The organism is Planococcus sp. RAB007_Raresut, from assembly GCF_057369535.1.
In genome coordinates this window covers 478,493-496,361 of the sequence record NZ_JBXYIF010000001.1, presented here as the reverse complement: position 1 = coordinate 496,361, position 17,869 = coordinate 478,493, and the positions used below count along the sequence as shown (strand labels likewise).

The window sequence follows — 17,869 nt, the reverse complement described above, 5'->3', positions numbered from 1 at the left end:
GTTTTGACATGTTTACGAACGCTTATTTTGCCGTATGTAAGCTGGTTTAAAAGTGTTCGGAAAAGTGTACTTTTACGAACGCTTTGTAAACAAATTCTCATACAAAGTTATACTCCATAAATAATTTATTCTCGCTATGTTAAAATTAGTAAAAACCATGTCTTCGATTTCACCCATCCTATTGGTAGTTTTGAGGGGATTACGGAGGGAGAAGGAGTGATAAATTGGATAATTGGAAGAATAATACGATATGGTTTGAAGATATTCCTACTGAATTACAGGGCTATATAAATTTAAAAGAGGAAAAAATGGAAATCGAATCTTTGTCGGAGATAGAATATTTGACGCTGTGGCATTACAAAAGCAAGCTTCATAACTTTGAAGAGCTTCCCAATATGGAAAAGCTTTTGTACCTTAAACTGAACTGGTCTAACCAGCATGACTTTTTTGGTGCCGAGAAATTTCCTGCCCTCAAACGCCTGGAGCTTCATTACTGTACCAAGTTGGCTAGTGATCATGGGATATCCAACTTAGCATCGACATTGGAACACCTGCATATCAACCAATCAAAGAAATTTGAGATGAGCGAAGAACTTCTTTCGTTGAAGAACCTTCGAGTTCTCTGTTTGAACTCTTGTGCAGACTTGCCGAACTTAGGCTTCTTAAAACATTTCCCGCAACTCATTGATTTCCGATTTGTAGATACAAAAGTAGTTGATGGGGACCTAACACCAATTTTGGAGCATCCTACTATACGTAGTGCAGGAACCATGGATAAAAGGCATCACAACATGAGTTCTGAGAAACTAAATTACCTGCTCGAACAAAAGGGTGGAGGTCAAGAATACCGATCAGTAGTAAAAAAAGGGAAATGGGAAACATTTCGTTATTTAGAGAAGTGAAAATCTCATCCTTTAACTTAAAAATAGTTTACATATCATGAGTTTATCGGAAGTGTTTAATGAATATGAAAAAAATTGAGGTATGCAATCAATGAAGTTGCATTCCTCAATTCTTTTTATTCAACCTCTTTAAGCATAAGCTAAATACCAATTAAACGTTGATTAAACTCATCCATTTTTTTGGTTGTTCCTGCTGCAATAAATTATTTTGCCAATCTAACTCTAAGCGTTCCTGTCGATTATAGAATTTATAATAATTTAAGAATTGCTTTAGTATTAAAAATGTATATTGCATATTCATTGAAATCCTAAATTTTAAAGAATACAATTGAATTGTCACTCAATTGCGAAAAAGGAGGAATTTATAATGAGCGAAAAAAAGGTAGCAGTAATTACAGGTTCAGGCCAAGGAATAGGGAAAGCGTTAGCTGAGCGTTTGGCGAATGAAGAATTTACAATTGTGTTAAGCGACATTAACGAAGAAATTTTGACGGAAACCGAAAATGAATTTAGAAAAAATGGATTTGAAGTTACATCATTCATTGGCAACGTCGCAAAACCAGAAGACCAAGCTGCATTAGTACAACACGCTGTGGATACTTTTGGCAGATTAGATGTTTTCATTAATAATGCTGGTGTGGAGGGACAAGTTGGGCCACTTACATCCGCAGATCCTAAAGCTGTTGATTTCACCCTCGATGTCAACGTCAAAGGTGTTATCTATGGCATTCAAGCCGCAGCGAATCAAATGAAAAAACAAGGATCTGGTGGTAAAATTATTAACGCTTGTTCTATTGCAGGGCAAGAAGGTTTTGAAATGTTAGGCGTATACTCTGCTTCTAAATTCGCAGTAAAGGGTTTAACACAAACTGCCGCAAAAGAACTTGCACCTTTTAAAATTACAGTTAACTCTTACTGCCCAGGCATTGTAGGTACAGGTATGTGGGAACGTTTAGATGAAAAAATGATGGAACATATGGGTACAAAAAAAGGGGAAGCTTTCGCTAAATTTACTGAAGGTATAGCCCTCGGTCGATCTCAAACTGCTGAAGATGTCGCTAATCTTGTCTCATTCCTGGCTTCATCGAACTCTGATTATATGACTGGGCAAAACATCATTACAGATGGTGGTATGGTGTTTAATTAAGTGGAACTTCCAGGGATGTCGTCATGGAAACGAGGATATTACCAGTTTTTGAAAACCTAATTTCTTTCAAAGTTTGGCGCGAATTTTACAAGTCGATGTCCTATTTAATATTGTTAGTTTGCAGATTAATAATAAGCCATTTTCAAGCTGCTGATGGTTAATGTTTTCTAAGATAATATATAACTTGAATAAATGCATAGTTAGATGTACACCGAGTTGTAGTAGAGAAATTTTCGGTTTACATATGAGGGATTATCGGAAGCTGCATGTATACAAGGGGAGAGAAGAGGCTGATTAAAGCTTATTTTCTCTCTTTTTGTGTGTGAAAGTGTACTTTTACGAACGCTTTATTTTTAATAAACGACTATTTTGAATCTAGTTTTAGTAACTTGAGATTTTATATATAAAAAGAAAGCATTGAAGTGTAGATGTTTGACCATGTACCTAAGTACATGGTTTATACTTTTTCTGAGGTGAAGAAAATTGAGCTATCGAATCAGTGAACTTGCAACCCTGTGTGAAGTGAATAAGGAAACCATCCGATACTATGAACGAAAAGAGCTATTGCAAGAACCGGTCAGGAATAATTCGGGGTATCGGATTTATTCAAAGGAAACGGTCAAACGGGTAGGCTTTATCCGGCGGCTGCAGGAACTGGGATTTTCGTTGAATGAGGTTTATAAATTGTTAGGGGTGGTCGACAAAGACGATGTGCGCTGTGAAGATATGTTCGATTTTGTTTCCGGAAAAGAAGTGGAAGTCCGAAAGCAGATTGAGGATTTAAAGCGTGCGGAACGGATGCTGAGTGAGTTGAAAGAACGGTGTCCAAATGAAAAAGCGCTGCATGAATGCCCGATTATTGATGTATTGATGGAGGAGGAGTAGAACATGAACAAATACCGAGTGGATGTCCAGGGGATGACCTGTACAGGGTGCGAAGCATACATTGCAGTCGCGCTTGAAGCGATTGGCGCAAAAGAAATCCAAGCCGATTTCCGAAAAGGTGAAGCTGTGTTTGAACTGCCGGAAGACATGGAGGTTGAAAAGGCAAAAAAAGCAATTGCTGAAGCGAAGTATCAGCCGGGGGAAGCAGAAGAAGTCCGAGCCCAAGAAGCAGTCCGTCCGGATGAAGAAGGCGAGTATGACTACATCATCATCGGTTCCGGGGGGGCTGCCTTTTCTTCCGCCATCGAAGCTGTGAAACATGGGGCGAAAGTGGCGATGATTGAACGGGGAACGGTAGGCGGTACCTGTGTGAACATTGGCTGTGTTCCTTCCAAAACCTTGTTGCGGGCGGGAGAAATCAATCACTTGGCCAGGAACAACCCGTTTATCGGGCTGCATACCTCAGCGGGGGAAGTGGATTTGGCTTCGCTGGTCAAACAGAAAAAGGAATTGGTGACGGATCTCCGGAACAAGAAATATGTCGATTTGATTGAAGACTACGGTTTTGAGTTGATCAAAGGGGAAGCCAGGTTTATAGACGAACACACCATTGAAGTGAACGGAAAAAAGATTTCTGCCACACGGTTTCTGATTGCGACGGGGGCAGCTCCTGCTGTGCCAGCCATTCCCGGTCTGGAAGAAGTGGATTACCTGACCAGCACGACTTTATTGGAGCTAAAGAAAGTGCCGAAGCGCCTGACAATCATCGGGTCCGGCTATATTGGCGTGGAATTGGGTCAGTTATTTCACCATCTCGGATCCGAAGTCACACTGATGCAAAGAAGTTCACGTTTGTTCAAGGAATACGATCCGGAAATCTCGGAAGCCCTCACGAAAGCGTTGACCGAGCAAGGCATTCGGTTAGTGACCGGTGCCACGTACGAGCGAATTGAACAGGTCGGAGAGCTGAAAAAAGTTTATGTCGAGGTGGATGGCCAGAAGCGGATCATCGAATCCGAACAATTGCTGATTGCAGCTGGCCGAAAACCCAATACGGAAAGCTTGAATCTGCAGGCGGCGGGTGTCGAAACAGGACGCTTTGGGGAAATTCGGATTGATGACTATGCCAAGACCACCAATGCACGAATATACGCAGCGGGCGATGTCACATTAGGTCCCCAGTTTGTCTATGTCGCGGCTTATCAAGGGCGAGTGGCGGCAGGAAACGCGGTCGGTGGACGGAGTGAAAAACTGGATTTGGCGGTCGTGCCGGGCGTCACGTTTACAGCCCCGGCGGTTGCCACGGTTGGCTTGACGGAGCAACAGGCGAAAGAAAACGGCTATGACGTCCTCACATCCATCCTGCCATTGGAGGCTGTTCCGCGAGCGCAAGTGAACCGGGAAACGACCGGGGTATTCAAACTGGTGGCGGACGCGAAAACACGCCAGCTGCTGGGCGGGCATATCGTAGCGGAAAATGCTGGAGATGTCATCTATGCGGTGACGCTTGCCGTAAAATTCGGTTTGACCATTGAAAACCTTAGCGACACCCTCGCGCCGTATCTAACCATGGCCGAAGGTGTAAAACTGGCTGCGCTAACGTTCGACAACGATGTTTCCCAGTTGTCATGTTGTGCCGGATAAAAAAGCCCATTGATGGAGATTCAAGCTGTTGATTGGGAACCCATTTGAACAACTGGGAAGCAGAAGAATAGATCAGTCACATTGCGACAGCCGTTCAATTATTTGACTGGATTGGAGCAAGTACTTGCTTGATTAGAGTCTCTATCATGTTATGGGAGCCAAGAGGCTCATCGAAGCTTATCTTCTCTCTTTTTTGTGTGCAAAAGTGCTGGCTAAAAATTTTGGAGTTAGTTAATCTTAATAGGGAGTCGCTCATATATTTAGTTTTCTCTTTCCATAAAGGAGTGCCATCATGAACGTATTCGAAAAGTTTCAAACTGTTATCATTTTATCGGCAGTAGGTATCGGACTTTTACTGGGACAGTTTGTTTTTTTTGAAACGTACGCAGAGTCTTTTATCGTTCCATTTTTACTGCTGATGCTCTATGGGTTGTTTCTAACCATTCCATTGCAGCACCTGAAGGATGCTTTTAAAAATCGCAAGTTCTTGAATACCAGCACCCTTATCAACTTTGTCTGGACGCCTCTGGTGGCGTGGGGGCTGGGGGCTATTTTTCTCGCTGATCATCCAGCGTTATGGATTGGTTTTATCATGCTGATGGTGACCCCTTGTACCGACTGGTACTTACTGTTCACTTCCATTGCCAAAGGGAATGTGCCCTTATCCATGTCCGTTTTGCCGATTAATTTGATTTTGCAGGTCGTGCTGTTGCCGGTCTACCTGTTCATTTTCGCTGGCACGATTGAACCGATTCCGTTGTCGATCATCGGCGAAAGCATTGTCCTGGTACTGGTCATTCCATTTGCCCTGGCGCATTTGACGCGCTTTCCCTTGCGGAAGAGAAAAGCCTTCTTGAATGAGAAACTCGTCCCTTTTTTCGCTACAGCACAAATTTTCTTTTTATCTTTGGCGATTATGGCGATGTTTGCTTCGCAAGGGAAGTACCTACTCGATAATCTTGAAGTCATTTCCACCTTGCTGCTGCCAGTCCTGCTGTTCTTTGGCATCAACTTTATCGTGGCGCAAACGATGGGGAAAGTCCTGAAATTTTCCTATGAAGACACGGTGAGCTTAAGCCTGATGACTATCGCACGCAATTCGCCTGTTTCGCTGGCCATTGCAGTTGTCGCCTTTCCAGACCGGCCTTTAATCGCTTTGGCCTTGGTTATTGGCCCATTGATTGAATTACCCATTCTAGCACTCGTCTCCCAGCTGTTGCTTTCTTTAAGGAAAGCTAGCATAGGAGAAATCTGAACTAGTAACTCATTGAAAAAGCATATTGATTGGAAGGGCAAAAGCAATAAATTTACACAATCTCTAAAATGGGCTGGTAATGTCGACCAATAGGATATCCATATAGTAAGCCTTGGTTCGAAGGCTACTTGAAATTAGCCGAGGGCAACGTCAAGAATCATCATGATTGTAAACCCGACCATTAAGCTCATCGAAGCCAAATCAGAGTTGCCTTTTTCTTGGGAGCTGGGAATTACTTCTTCGACGACTACAAAAATCATTGCACCTGCTGCAAAGCTTAATGCATAAGGCAGTAAAGGTTCTATAAACACTACTGCTAATGCACCGATGATGGCGGCGACCGGTTCAACCATTCCTGAAAATTGACCGTAAAGAAAGCTTTTTCGCCGCGAAAATCCATCTCGTCGAAGAGGCATGGAGACAGCTAGACCCTCTGGGAAGTTCTGGATACCGATGCCGATTGCCAATGCTATAGCACCTGCTAGAGAGGCCGACGGAAATCCAGCAGCTACGGCTCCAAATGCAACGCCGATTGCTAGCCCTTCAGGAATGTTGTGAAGTGTAATGGCAAATACAAGCAAAGAGCTCTTCTTTCTTTTAGCTGAGTGGAATCCTTCTGCCTTTTCTAAGGATGTATTGGGATGAAGGTGTGGGAGGATTTTATCTACCGCCCATAAAAATATGCCACCCAGTAAAAATCCGATGGCCGCAGGCATCCAAGCTGGTAAAGAGCCACTTTCTCCCATGTCAATGGCAGGAGCAAGAAGCGACCAATAACTTGCTGCAATCATCACTCCTCCAGCAAATCCCAGCATACTATCGAGAAATCGTTGATTGACATTTTTTGTAGTGAAAACTAGTGCTGCTCCCAAAGCGGTCATTCCCCAAGTGAACAATGTACCTATGAATGCTTGAATAATCGGGTCCAAATTTTTAAACGATTCCAGCATTTTATATCACCTCTTTCAATAATTTTAGAATGAACAGCGTTTGTTAAGGCGAACAAAGTTATTTCTTTCCTCCATATCCTTGTATCATTTTTAGTGAAGCTAGAATTGAAAAAACAAATGCTTCATCGCAAATTTCATCTCACTGGAGGTTTGGTTTCGACAAGAGTCATTAGACTATTATGGCGCTGTTTCATTAATTCCTTAACCTTCTCAATCGCGTGTATGTTCTCTTTTCCGTTTAACCCGCTTTGTAGCGTGACAATTATATCTATAATCACTTTATTGCCAGAGACTCTGGCTTTTACGTCATGGACATGCGCGACTTCCTGAACTTCAGCAAGTGTTTCTTTGTATTCTATGATTTTTTTCGGATCGATGCCATCAGTTAAAATTAAGGCTGTCTCTTTGAAGATACCCCAGGCAGCCCAAAGGATGATGAGTCCGACAACCAGACCGGTGACAGGGTCAAGCCACGCCACTCCGAACTGCGCTCCTGTGATGCCGATCACGGTCCCAAAACTGACAATTGCATCTGATAAATTATCTTTTGCGATGGAACGCAAGCCCTGGCTATTTGCTTTTACTGCAATGGTTCGATTGATGAAATAGATTAAAATCATGAACAGACCGCTGCCCATTCCTACCCATATCGCCAGCTGATCAGGTGTAACGAAGTCTTGGTTAACAATAGAAGAAATTGTATTCACTAAAATTTGCAATCCAATGGCCGCAATCACAAATGCTGCCACCAGCGAAGCGATATTTTCTGCCCTTAAATGACCGTAAGGATGGTTTGCATCTTTGTCTTTTTTAGCTACCCAAAGTCCAATCAGAAGAGCGATCGATGTAATGATATCAGTGAAATTGTTGAAACCATCGGCCATTAAAGCAACAGAATCCACTTGCCATGCAACGAAAATTTTCACTACGGAAACAATCAAATAAGCGACCGTGCTGATCCATGCCCCGATGCTTGCGTTTAAAGCTCCCATTTCATCCACTCCTTTAGTAAATTTCATTTTTGAGTTCTCTAGTTAAAATGATTCTCATTAAAGTCCATACCCTCTGTCTTGAAATCTAATTGGACGAAGTTCAAGAATTTATAAGCATCGCTATGAATTTTAAAAGATGTTTCCATCCATTTAGAAATCCTTTCTTAGGGTATCGAAAAGCTTGCGAAACAGCTACTTTTTAAGTTGTTTTAATATTTTTTGAAATCATCTGAAAGAAATTTAAGGAACTAAATTTTGTGATTGGTCCCCTTAAAGATGTTCGTTTTGATGATACCGTCAGTCAAAAATCTATGATCTGTTGAATGGGCGGCTCTACCACGTCTGTTGGGGAATAGATTCATATGAAAGCCGCAACGCAAAATATTAAAAAATGACCCTCCTGCTTAGCAAAGGGACTAAGAACCTTAGGACTTCATTCTATTTCCCAATAAATCGTCGGAAAAAAAGAATAAAAGCGGCGCTTCTCAACATACAAAAAAAAAACGGACTATTTAAAGTCCGTTTTTTGAAAAAATAATATTTTTTATTGTTGTTTCCAATCATAATAATCTTCGATTCCTTCAGCGATGGCTGAAGCTGCACGTTCTCTGTAAGTGGATGTTGCCAATTTAGAGGCATCACCAGAGTTTGTCAGGAATCCAAGTTCCACAAGAGCTGCTGGAAGCGGATTTGCTGCAAGAACACGGTAATCGTATTCTTTTACGCCACGGTTAGGGTGCTCCATCGCTTTGTACAGGCGGCTTTGGATGAACGTTGCCAGCTGTTTACTGTCGTTCGCAACAGATGCCGAATAGAACGTTTCAGAACCACTTGTTCCTGGGGTATAAGAGTTGGAATGGATAGCGACAAAAGCATCTGCACCATTTTTCACACCATAGGCAGCGCGGTAATCCAGACTGTAGAATACATCCGTTCTGCGGATCATCAATACGTTGATGCCTTTCGCTTTCAACATTCTCTCGACGCGAAGGGATACATCAAGGTTCACTTCTTTTTCAACTAAACCATATCCGGAAGCACCTGGATCACTACCACCGTGTCCGGCATCAATTACCATAACACGAGATGCTTTAGCAGCGGATTTAGCTAAATAAGAGAGGCTGAAATAACCTGTAAGGTTTCCAGATTTGCCATAAACCCAGTTGCCGCTGTAGCCATAGACTTGAACTTCATTGTTTGTGTGGATCTGGCCGACCACTTTATAGCTTGTGGATGGACCTGAACGAACGTTTAGGTTGTCAGTAGTTGAATATAATTTGGCGATCGTCGCATTCTGAAAAGCGACTTTGAATTTCGGTTCCAATGCGCGTGCCAGGAAGATTGCAAATTCTTCACGAACCAAATCTTTATCCGGGGAGTAGCTCCCGCCGCCGGTTCCGTTGGAGATGCCAGCTGTCGCGATTTTATTTACGGCAGTATAAAGGCTTGTGTTGCTTGAATCTTGTTTGATGTCGGTAAAAAACACAGCGCTTGTCTTCGTGAGGTTGAAGGCACGGCTTAATAAGTAAGCCATCTCACCGCGGGTCATGGTCTGTTTCGGTTTGAATGTACCATCAGGATAACCGGTGATGATCCCTTTATCTACAGCTGATTGAATGTAGCCGGAACTGTAGCTTGTCGAGCTTACGTCGGAGAACTTGGTTTTTCTCTCTGTTCCACTTAATCCGAGTGCGCGTCCGATCAATGTAGCCGCCTGTTCGCGTGTTACTGAATAGTCAGGTCCAAATTGGTTGCTGGAGATTCCTTTGATGAGCCCTTTATCATATAAGTAATCAATTTCAACATCATTTGAAGATACATCCTTAAATGGTGTCCAAGCGGATGCGGGGCTCATCCCTATACTGGAAATCACTAAAACAGCAGCGACTAGAAATAATGTAACCTTGCTAAAAAAACTATTCATTTGTCTTTCATTTTCCCCTTCCGGTTCTTGTAATTTTTCTATCTCTGATGATATTAGCACTTTTTTATGCTATTTTATGTATTTTTTTATAAAATAAGCAATAAGTCTGGTTTAAAAGTCAAAATAAAAAAAGTGACAATGTGTCTACCTATTTTATGGGTAAATAGACTCTCGATTTCCCCTTTTTAATCATACTGTTATTATCATATAGAAAGAACGCGTATCTTTTTAAATATTGTGTTGGGTGAAAACAAGTATAGAGAAATTTTGGAAATCTCTTGCTAACCGGTGAGTAAGTTTTAAATTTTATGGTGAATTTTTCATCATTTCATTTTTATTGCTTATGCTGTACGGATTATTTCTATCAATTCCATTGATGGATTTAAAAGGTCCCTTTAACAATCGAAAATATTTACTAACTAATGTCTTAATCAATTTTACCTGAACGCCTCTTTTCGCTTGGCTGCTGGGTGCTGTCTTTTTAACCGATTATCCGGCGTTATGGATTGGGTTCCTCATGTTAATGGTTATTCCTTGCACGGACTGGTATTTAATGTTTTCTTCTTTAGCTAAGGGAAATCTTCTTTTATCCACCTCCGTCTTGCCCGTTAATGTACTTCTGCAGGTCCTGCTTCTGCCCGTTTATCTGTTCATTTTCGCCGGAACCATTGAACGTGTGCCACTATCGGTAGTTGGAGAAAATATTTTATTGGCGTTAGTGATTCCGTTCGTCTTGCCACATGTGACACGGTGTGTGATATAAAAGAAAACAGAACCCTGCTGAATGAAAAAGTTGTCCCTTTTTTCGAGATGATGCAAACCCTCTTTTTATCTCTGGCCATTTTGGCGATGTTTGCTTCACAAGGGAAATACCTACTAAACAACCTAATCGTTATTGCGGTATTGATCCTCCCAAGTGGGCTTTTCTTCATCGTTAACTTTGTGGTGGCTCACACTATGGAAAAAGCCTTGAAATTTCCTTTTGGGGCAAAGTAAGCTTGAGTTTGACCATTATTGCCCGGAATTCGCCCGTTTCTTTAGCAATTGCGATCATCGCTTTTCCAGATCAACCGCTGACTGCCTTAGCTCTGGTTATTGGCCCATTGATTGAATTGCCTTTACTTGAAATTGTATCGCAATTATTGCTTATGTTTAGAAAAGATGAAAATTAAGCAAGTTTTCTAATATACATTTTATCAATAGACCTTGATCAAAGATTTAGCTGATTTCAAAAAAAATTTTCCAGATTGATTTGGATCCCTAACTGTCTAATAACCCAGAAAGATTAAACAATCAAAAAACGGATCTCTAGCTCGATTTAGCCCACCTTTTCTCTTTCACAAAATGTTCAAAGAGCAACAATTAAATGGTTATTTCGAATAGTTTCATTGTACTTTTGTTTTACGTGCGGTAACTATGACGGTGATTATATAAGCTAAGAGAATGCCTATAAAGTCTACTCCCATGTCAAAAATACGGCCGTTCCTTTCAAAAAATAACTGAATGATCTCTGATGAGATTGCAAAGGCTATACAATACCATAAGGCTTTGCTATGTGTATGGAGCCAGTTATAGAGGAGCATGTACAGAATTCCGAACGACAAAAGATGCCCTAATTTCTGTATGAGATAAAAATTGTCAGTAAGTGCTACATCATTTAATCGAAATAAATCAATAAAATTCGGAGAGAGGTCCAGTTCATAATGCAGAATCTGATTATATAGAAAAGCTTCTGCATTACTGGTAGTCATCACCACCAAAATTCCTGCTGCCCAAAAGATGACTAAAAAAATTTTAAAATGCATTTTATACTCCTTTCTTCCCTAGATGCTCTTGTATAAATCTGTTAACTACAGAACAAACAAGTGCTGCCCTTTTAGTTATGCAGGCTGCTGCTAATGGTTCTTTACTATAATCTTTTGCTGATGATGATTTTTTGTCCATTTTGTAAATAATTTCAATCCAGTTGCTATTCAAAATTTCTGCTTTCCGTACTTTATTAGGGTGTGTGCCAACTCTATTTATTATGTATCTTTATAGTAGCAATAGGCAGCTTAGCCTAAAAGATTCTTTAAGAAATAAAGAAATGTTTTTGCAGAAAGAAACGTCAAATAAAGCAACAGACGTGTATCTCATCTGTTGACGGGGAATAGAGAACTAATTATCTACATTGAAAACTACCAAAGAAAGGGGCGTACTTATGGGAAAAGTCGACCGTTCTTCAAAAAATATTAAACTGGCATTTGTAATCAATCTGCTGTTTTCAATCGGAGAATTTATCGGCGGATTTCTAATCAACAGTGTGGCAATTATGTCTGATGCTGTTCATGACTTGGGAGATGCGATTGCTTTGGGAGCTTCTTGGTTTCTTCAAAAGATTTCCAACAAAGATCAAGACAAAAAATTTTCCTTTGGTTATCAGCGGTTTTCACTCTTGGGGGCCTTATTGAATGCTGCAGTATTGATAGCTGGTTCCGTCTATATCTTCTTCCAGGCGATTCCATTATTGTTTAACCCTGAACATTCGAATGCACAAGGGATGATCTGGTTTGCACTTGCAGGAGTTGTATTAAACGGCTATGCGGCTTTTAAACTGCATAAAGGCAAATCGGTGAATGAAGGGGTCCTTTCATGGCATATGCTTGAAGATGTACTAGGCTGGGTCGCTGTACTGATTGTCGGCATCGTATTGCTTTTCAAGGATATTCATATCCTGGATCCCATTCTTTCCCTTGCAATTGCATTATTTATCCTGTTCAATGTAATCCGGAATCTTATCAAAACGATGAAGATACTATTAGAAGGGGTTCCGGAAGGGATAGACATTAAGGAAGTCCAATCGAAGATTGAGGGGATTTCAGGTGTACAGTCGGTCCGGCAGTTGAATATCTGGTCAATCGATGGTGAAGAAAATGCATTGAACTTGCATCTTTCTGTCGAAGCAAAAAGTCTTGGTGAGACAAATACCATCAAAGAGAAAGTGAGAGAGGCCACATCCGGTCTGAAAATTAAACATTCTACCATCGAAGTGGAATAATGGGTACAGCGAAGGAGGGATGTCATGTGGGGAGCGAACACAACCATTCTCACGGTAATAATAAGAAAACATTGTTAATCGCATTTGTGATTATTACCAGTTATATGTTTGTGGAAGCGATAGGTGGTTTTTTGACAAACAGTCTGGCATTAATCGCTGATGCAGGGCATATGTTAAGTGATTCCATTTCATTGGGAATTGGTTTACTGGCCTTTACAATCGGCGAAAAGGCAGCGGATCAATTCAAAACCTATGGGTACAAGCGATTTGAAATATTGGCGGCAGTATTTAACGGGGTCACACTTGTTTTGGTATCCCTGTATATTTTTTATGAGGCTTATCACCGATTTTCCGATCCGCCAGAAGTTGCGACAACGGGCATGCTATTTATTGCAGTTATCGGGTTACTGGTGAACATTTTGGTTGCGTGGATCCTGATGCGGGGTGGCGATACCAAAGAGAATTTAAACCTTCGGGCTGCGTTCCTTCATGTCATGAGCGATTTACTTGGATCTGTCGGCGCCGTCACAGCCGCGCTCCTTATTATGTTCTTTGGCTGGGCATGGGCCGATCCATTAGCGAGTGTAGTTGTAGCAATACTGGTTTTAATCAGTGGATGGCGGGTTACAAAAGAGGCCCTCCATGTCTTAATGGAAGGTACACCTAAAAATGTAAGCATGGATGAAGTAACAGCAGCTATCGAAGCAATACCAGGCGTACAAAATATTCACGATTTGCATATTTGGAGTATTACCAGTGGGAAAAATGCATTATCGGCCCACGCAGTCATTGAAGAAGGAATCTCGTTTACAGAAAGTCAGCACATTTTGAAAGAAATTGAAAAAACAGTGGGAGCCCACAAAATCGGGCATGTCACTGTTCAACTTGAAACCCCGGATCATCTGCATCCAGAATCGCAATTATGTCAAAATGAGATGGATTCTGAGGCTATGAAACACAATCATCATTAACTAAAAATAACTTATTTTTTGTGGCAAAAACGAGGAATGGAAAAATCCGTCCCTCGTTTCATTTTGTCCATTTATTGATTGACAAAATCATGAAGATTCTTTTGTGCTTTTTTGCAGATAGAAAAACTTTGACCATAAAAAAATTGCAAAGCCAATAAGTAAAATCGGCAGTTGCAAACCGATTATGTCATTAACGAAGAAATCGTATATAAACCAAGCGAGCAACGCCACACTATAAAAAAGGAATCCGTAAGTAAAAGAGTTATCCCTCAGTATTTTCTTTTTTTGATTCATGTGGTTCTCCTTTCAAATTAAGTGATTGATATGTATTTAATTTTGCACCAAGTATTGCAGCTGTAATAAACAGCTGCCTGCAGTTCCATGGATACTTTCTTTCTGCATACTTCTTAACTTTAATCTACAGAAATTGAAAATCAACCAATTTTTATGTCTTTTTAAAGAAAGAAAAAGTTAATTTTTGTAAGAGCTTGTCTTTATTAAATCAGGAGGTTTTATTGTTCAGCATTCACAATATCGTTGAAAATTTACGACAGATTCCTGAATTGATGCGGGATCACATAGAAGTAAAGCAATGATTCTGATAAACTGAACCGAATGCAGGAATGGAATTCGGCATTCTGAAGGAGGAAGCCGAAGTGAAACGGAAATTGATTTCAGCTGTGTTAACTGGATTATTATCCATTAGTTTGATTACCCCCAGCATGGCTGCAGAAAAACAATCTTTACAAGACGAAATAATATATGATCTGCTGGTAGACCGCTATTTTAATAAAGTAATCCAAAATGATAGTAAGGTGAATTCTGTGGATTCCACTGCATTTAATGGTGGGGACTTCGCAGGTCTCAGCAGTGAAATGCAGTATCTAAAAGACATGGGTTTTACAGCACTCTCCGTAGGTCCTATTTTTTCCAGTGCGACTTATGACGGGAAAGAAGTGTTGGACTACGAGGAGCTTGAACCAAGTTTTGGAACAGAGGAAGAATGGCAGGAAGTAATTGCAAAAGCACATGAGCTGGAGATGAAAATTATTGTCGACATTCCCACTCAGAGAATCAGCAACAATCATGTATGGCGGGCAAGTAATCCTGGATGGTTCACTGAAAATGAAGATGGAACGGTTTCGCTGGATACCAGCATTCCAGAAGTGCAAAATAAGTTGATTGAACGTTTCAGCTCGTTTGTCACTGAATTTGAGGTGGATGGAATTCGGTTGCAAACCACTGATGAATTAGATCCCTCTTTTATCGATCGCTTTTCAAAAAGCATGAAAGATATTCGTAGTATGTACATATTGAGTGACGGTGCAATGGATTCTGTTTCGGGATTGGATGCAGTTGTACTGCCGGGGATTGAAGAAGCACTCCGGAACAGCTATAAAAATTTTGATCCCGATTCAAGCGTTCCTTCCGACTATTGGGCGGAGGCGAAGGGCAATCTGACTCAAGTGGATTCCCTGTTAAGTTCTCGTTTTACATCTGATGTAATTGAGGAAAGAGGGTTCCCCCCAACAAGATGGAATTTACTGATGTTTCAATTATTGACGATGCCGGGTACCCCCGTTATTCAATACGGTTCCGAAATTGCGGTGAATGGAGCTGCGGCCCCAGATTCCCACCCAATTCTGGATATGGGTGTGGGGGAAGAATTAATTGATCATATTACCAATTTAACCTCTCTTCGAAACGAATCGGAAGCGCTCCGCACAGGTGAAATGGAGATATTGTATGATGAGGAAGGGTGGCTCGTCTATAAGCGTTCCGATGAAAAGGACACGTGGATAATTGCGATCAATAATTCTTCTTCCACTAAAAATTTCGCCATTCCAGCCGATGTAATTGGTCCAGGGAAAGAGATGCGCGGACTATTTGAAAATGACATTATCCGCGAAAATGATGAGGGCAAATACCAAATTACATTGGATAGAGAAGTCGGCGAAGCGTTCACTATTATTGAACAAAGAGGATTGAATAAAGGTTACATAGCAGCATTAGTCGTTTTGTATGTCACGTTTATGGTTTTCTTGTGGTTCGCATGGCGGAAAGGCAAGAAAAGATCGATGACGGAGAAGAAGAAACTTTGAAGTAGTGATAAGACTTACTGCTACAAAATTGTTAATCGCCAAAACTACAATGGTCAACAATTGGATTGTCCCTACTCCAACGTTTCTGGAGAACGAGGCCTGGATATGCATCTGCATATCCGGGCTTTTATTTTGGGGAATGTGATGTCTGGCTAATAGACGAAACTTGAGAATTGGGAGGAAGAGAACTGCATTCGCAAGTAAATGGATATTATATCCAAAATAATTTCAATATCAAAGTCAAATTGTAAAGTTATTGTAATAGAGCACAGCGTTTCAAGTGTTACAATACAATAGTTGAATTTTAACGAAACTATCAAATTAAGCGAACCTTAGTGCGGAATATTGTTATTCTAGAGTATACAAATAGAGAAGTTTGAATAGAGAGATAGAGATGAAAACTGAGAGGGGAATATGAACTTGAAATCAAAAATAATACTGACGGGTTTATCGTCAGTCTTGGCTTTGTCGATTTTAGTGCCGGCAGCCAACGCGGATAAACTGACTGAACTTGAACAAAAGAAACAGGAAATTGAACAAAGACAAAACGAATTGAATTCCGGAATTCAGGAAAAATCGAATGAAATCAGCATAAATCAGTCTGATTTAGAAAAAATTATGGCTAAAATTACAGAGTTAAGTACTAAAATACAAGAAACAGAAGGCAAAGTTAATGGTGTCCAACTTGAAATTGATCAAACGAAAGTGGAAATTGAGGAATTGAAAGGTTCAATTGGGGAACTGGAACGCAAAATTGCTGAGCGGACAGAGTTGCTGCAGGAGCGTGCCCGTGCCATTCAGTTGAGCGGCGGATCCGTTGACTATATAGACGTTTTACTGGGCGCAAACAGTTTTATTGATTTTATCGATCGCTTTTCGGCGGTTAACACCTTAATTGAAGCAGACCGGGAAATCATGCAAGAACAAGCAGATGACAAGCAGTTGCTGTCGGAACAAAAGGCAGAAGTGGAAACCAAGCTTGCTGAGCAGGAAAAACGCCGGTCAGAACTTGTGACATTAAAAGAATCTCTTAATGGCCAGAAGAAAGAGCAGGCGGGTCTGCAAAAAGAGTTAGAAGCTGAACAAACCCGTTTGGCTAAAGAAAAAACAAGTCTGGAAAGTGAACAGGCCGAAACTGTAGATATCAGTGCAGAATTGGAAAAAGAAATTAGCAAAGAGCAAGCGCGTCTCGCTGAATTAGCCAGGAAAGCTGAAGAAGAGCGACAACGCAAGTTAGCAGCAGAAAGAGCAGCAGCGGCAGAAAGAGCGGCAGCTGCACAAAAAGCAGCTCAAGAAAAAGCGGCTCAAGAAAAAGCAGCTCAAGAAAAAATAGCTAGTGAGAAATCTGAAAGCCAGAAATCAACTGCTCAAAAAGCAGCTCCACAAAAATCAACGAGCTCTGCTGTAGCTTCTTATACGGCACCGGCAAGTAATTCTGGGTTCATTGCACCTTTAACTGGTCGCCTGACGTCCAGTTTTGGCGGACGGAATATTGGAGCTGGTCTAGAGAGCCATAAAGGTATAGATGCGGCGGTTCCAACTGGAACACAAGTCTCAGCATCTGCTTCAGGTTACGTATCGTATGCAGGACCAATGGGAACATACGGGAATGTCGTCATGCTGACCCATTCGATCAATGGCCAAACGTTTACAACTGTTTATGCTCACTTGAACTCCATCAGTGTTTCTCAGGGACAATCCGTTTCTCAAGGACAAAAAATTGCGGCATCCGGAAACACAGGGCGATCTACAGGTCCGCATCTTCATTTCGAAATCCACATTGGATCGTGGAACGGCGCACGTTCAAATGCTGTAAACCCTTTTAATTACATCGGTGGATAATTTATAAAAAGTCGGCAACCTTCGAGGTGCCGGCTTTTATTTTGATTAACTGATTGAAAAGTAAAGGTATTTAAGTTATCCGGGAAGCTGAATTTCCGATTGTACAATTACTCTCTTCTCTGCGTATTGGACGAGTATAAATGCAGTGGCTATATCTATAAAGTTCACTCGCTTAAAGCTATATAATCTTCAAGTATTTGTAACAATATCACCTTTGC

General features: G+C 41.0%; 16 protein-coding genes. 12 read left to right on the top strand and 4 right to left on the bottom strand.

Translation table 11 applies throughout. The annotated features are described in order from the left end of the window. Positions 1 to 224 precede the first annotated feature (224 nt). The 5 genes from AC2Q9J_RS02435 to AC2Q9J_RS02415 all read left to right on the top strand — a co-directional run bounded on the left by AC2Q9J_RS02435 (position 225) and on the right by AC2Q9J_RS02415 (position 5,833). The gene (locus AC2Q9J_RS02435; protein ID WP_341201917.1) at positions 225 to 902 is read left to right on the top strand and encodes a leucine-rich repeat domain-containing protein; all 678 of its coding nucleotides are present in this window, start codon (positions 225 to 227) and stop codon (positions 900 to 902) included. 367 nt (positions 903 to 1,269) lie between these two features. After that, positions 1,270 to 2,049, top strand: coding sequence for an acetoin reductase (locus tag AC2Q9J_RS02430; protein WP_341201916.1), 780 nt, complete (start codon positions 1,270 to 1,272; stop codon positions 2,047 to 2,049). Positions 2,050 to 2,532: 483 nt separating this feature from the next. Next, the gene (gene merR / locus AC2Q9J_RS02425) at positions 2,533 to 2,934 is read left to right on the top strand and encodes a mercury resistance transcriptional regulator MerR (RefSeq protein ID WP_117314050.1); all 402 of its coding nucleotides are present in this window, start codon (positions 2,533 to 2,535) and stop codon (positions 2,932 to 2,934) included. A gap of 3 nt (positions 2,935 to 2,937) precedes the next feature. Continuing rightward, on the top strand, positions 2,938 to 4,578 hold the full coding sequence (merA, locus tag AC2Q9J_RS02420) for a mercury(II) reductase (protein WP_282019631.1): 1,641 nt from the start codon (positions 2,938 to 2,940) through the stop codon (positions 4,576 to 4,578). A gap of 292 nt (positions 4,579 to 4,870) precedes the next feature. Beyond that, positions 4,871 to 5,833, top strand: a complete 963-nt coding sequence (locus tag AC2Q9J_RS02415) for an arsenic resistance protein (RefSeq protein WP_117314052.1) — start codon at positions 4,871 to 4,873, stop codon at positions 5,831 to 5,833. Between the two features lie 134 nt (positions 5,834 to 5,967). On the opposite strand, the gene AC2Q9J_RS02410 is transcribed toward AC2Q9J_RS02415, so the two are convergent. The 3 genes from AC2Q9J_RS02410 to AC2Q9J_RS02400 form a co-directional block, all read right to left on the bottom strand. Then, entirely contained in the window at positions 5,968 to 6,783 is an 816-nt protein-coding gene (locus AC2Q9J_RS02410; RefSeq protein ID WP_499036886.1) for a ZIP family metal transporter, read from the bottom strand. A gap of 134 nt (positions 6,784 to 6,917) precedes the next feature. Beyond that, entirely contained in the window at positions 6,918 to 7,802 is an 885-nt protein-coding gene (locus tag AC2Q9J_RS02405) for a cation diffusion facilitator family transporter (protein ID WP_499036884.1), read from the bottom strand. A gap of 517 nt (positions 7,803 to 8,319) precedes the next feature. Beyond that, positions 8,320 to 9,699 (bottom strand): N-acetylmuramoyl-L-alanine amidase, encoded by a 1,380-nt coding sequence (locus AC2Q9J_RS02400; protein WP_282019633.1) that lies wholly within the window; start codon positions 9,697 to 9,699, stop codon positions 8,320 to 8,322. 463 nt (positions 9,700 to 10,162) lie between these two features. Here AC2Q9J_RS02400 and AC2Q9J_RS02395 point away from each other — a divergent pair, with 463 nt between their 5' ends. From AC2Q9J_RS02395 to AC2Q9J_RS02385, 3 genes are read left to right on the top strand one after another with little or no spacing between them, the layout of a single operon-like run. Next, positions 10,163 to 10,462 carry a hypothetical protein gene (locus tag AC2Q9J_RS02395; protein WP_499037335.1) on the top strand — a complete coding sequence of 100 codons (300 nt, stop codon included), beginning with the start codon at positions 10,163 to 10,165 and terminating at the stop codon, positions 10,460 to 10,462. Then, positions 10,450 to 10,695 (top strand): hypothetical protein, encoded by a 246-nt coding sequence (locus AC2Q9J_RS02390; RefSeq protein WP_282019634.1) that lies wholly within the window; start codon positions 10,450 to 10,452, stop codon positions 10,693 to 10,695. The genes AC2Q9J_RS02395 and AC2Q9J_RS02390 overlap by 13 nt, the downstream gene beginning before the upstream one ends. A 2-nt stretch (positions 10,696 to 10,697) precedes the next feature. Beyond that, on the top strand, positions 10,698 to 10,871 hold the full coding sequence (locus AC2Q9J_RS02385) for a hypothetical protein (protein ID WP_282019635.1): 174 nt from the start codon (positions 10,698 to 10,700) through the stop codon (positions 10,869 to 10,871). Between the two features lie 213 nt (positions 10,872 to 11,084). On the opposite strand, the gene AC2Q9J_RS02380 is transcribed toward AC2Q9J_RS02385, so the two are convergent. Then, positions 11,085 to 11,504 carry a VanZ family protein gene (locus tag AC2Q9J_RS02380; RefSeq protein WP_101803378.1) on the bottom strand — a complete coding sequence of 140 codons (420 nt, stop codon included), beginning with the start codon at positions 11,502 to 11,504 and terminating at the stop codon, positions 11,085 to 11,087. Positions 11,505 to 11,899: 395 nt separating this feature from the next. On the opposite strand from AC2Q9J_RS02380, the gene AC2Q9J_RS02375 reads away from it, so the two are divergent. The 4 genes from AC2Q9J_RS02375 to AC2Q9J_RS02360 all read left to right on the top strand — a co-directional run bounded on the left by AC2Q9J_RS02375 (position 11,900) and on the right by AC2Q9J_RS02360 (position 17,651). Next, a complete protein-coding gene (locus AC2Q9J_RS02375; RefSeq protein ID WP_282019636.1) occupies positions 11,900 to 12,736 on the top strand; it encodes a cation diffusion facilitator family transporter in 837 nt (278 codons plus the stop codon). Positions 12,737 to 12,762: 26 nt separating this feature from the next. Next, entirely contained in the window at positions 12,763 to 13,707 is a 945-nt protein-coding gene (locus AC2Q9J_RS02370) for a cation diffusion facilitator family transporter (protein ID WP_282019637.1), read from the top strand. Positions 13,708 to 14,363: 656 nt separating this feature from the next. Beyond that, entirely contained in the window at positions 14,364 to 15,809 is a 1,446-nt protein-coding gene (locus AC2Q9J_RS02365) for an alpha-amylase family glycosyl hydrolase (RefSeq protein WP_499036881.1), read from the top strand. Between the two features lie 414 nt (positions 15,810 to 16,223). Beyond that, positions 16,224 to 17,651 carry a murein hydrolase activator EnvC family protein gene (locus AC2Q9J_RS02360; protein WP_282019639.1) on the top strand — a complete coding sequence of 476 codons (1,428 nt, stop codon included), beginning with the start codon at positions 16,224 to 16,226 and terminating at the stop codon, positions 17,649 to 17,651. The last annotated feature ends 218 nt before the right edge of the window (positions 17,652 to 17,869 follow it).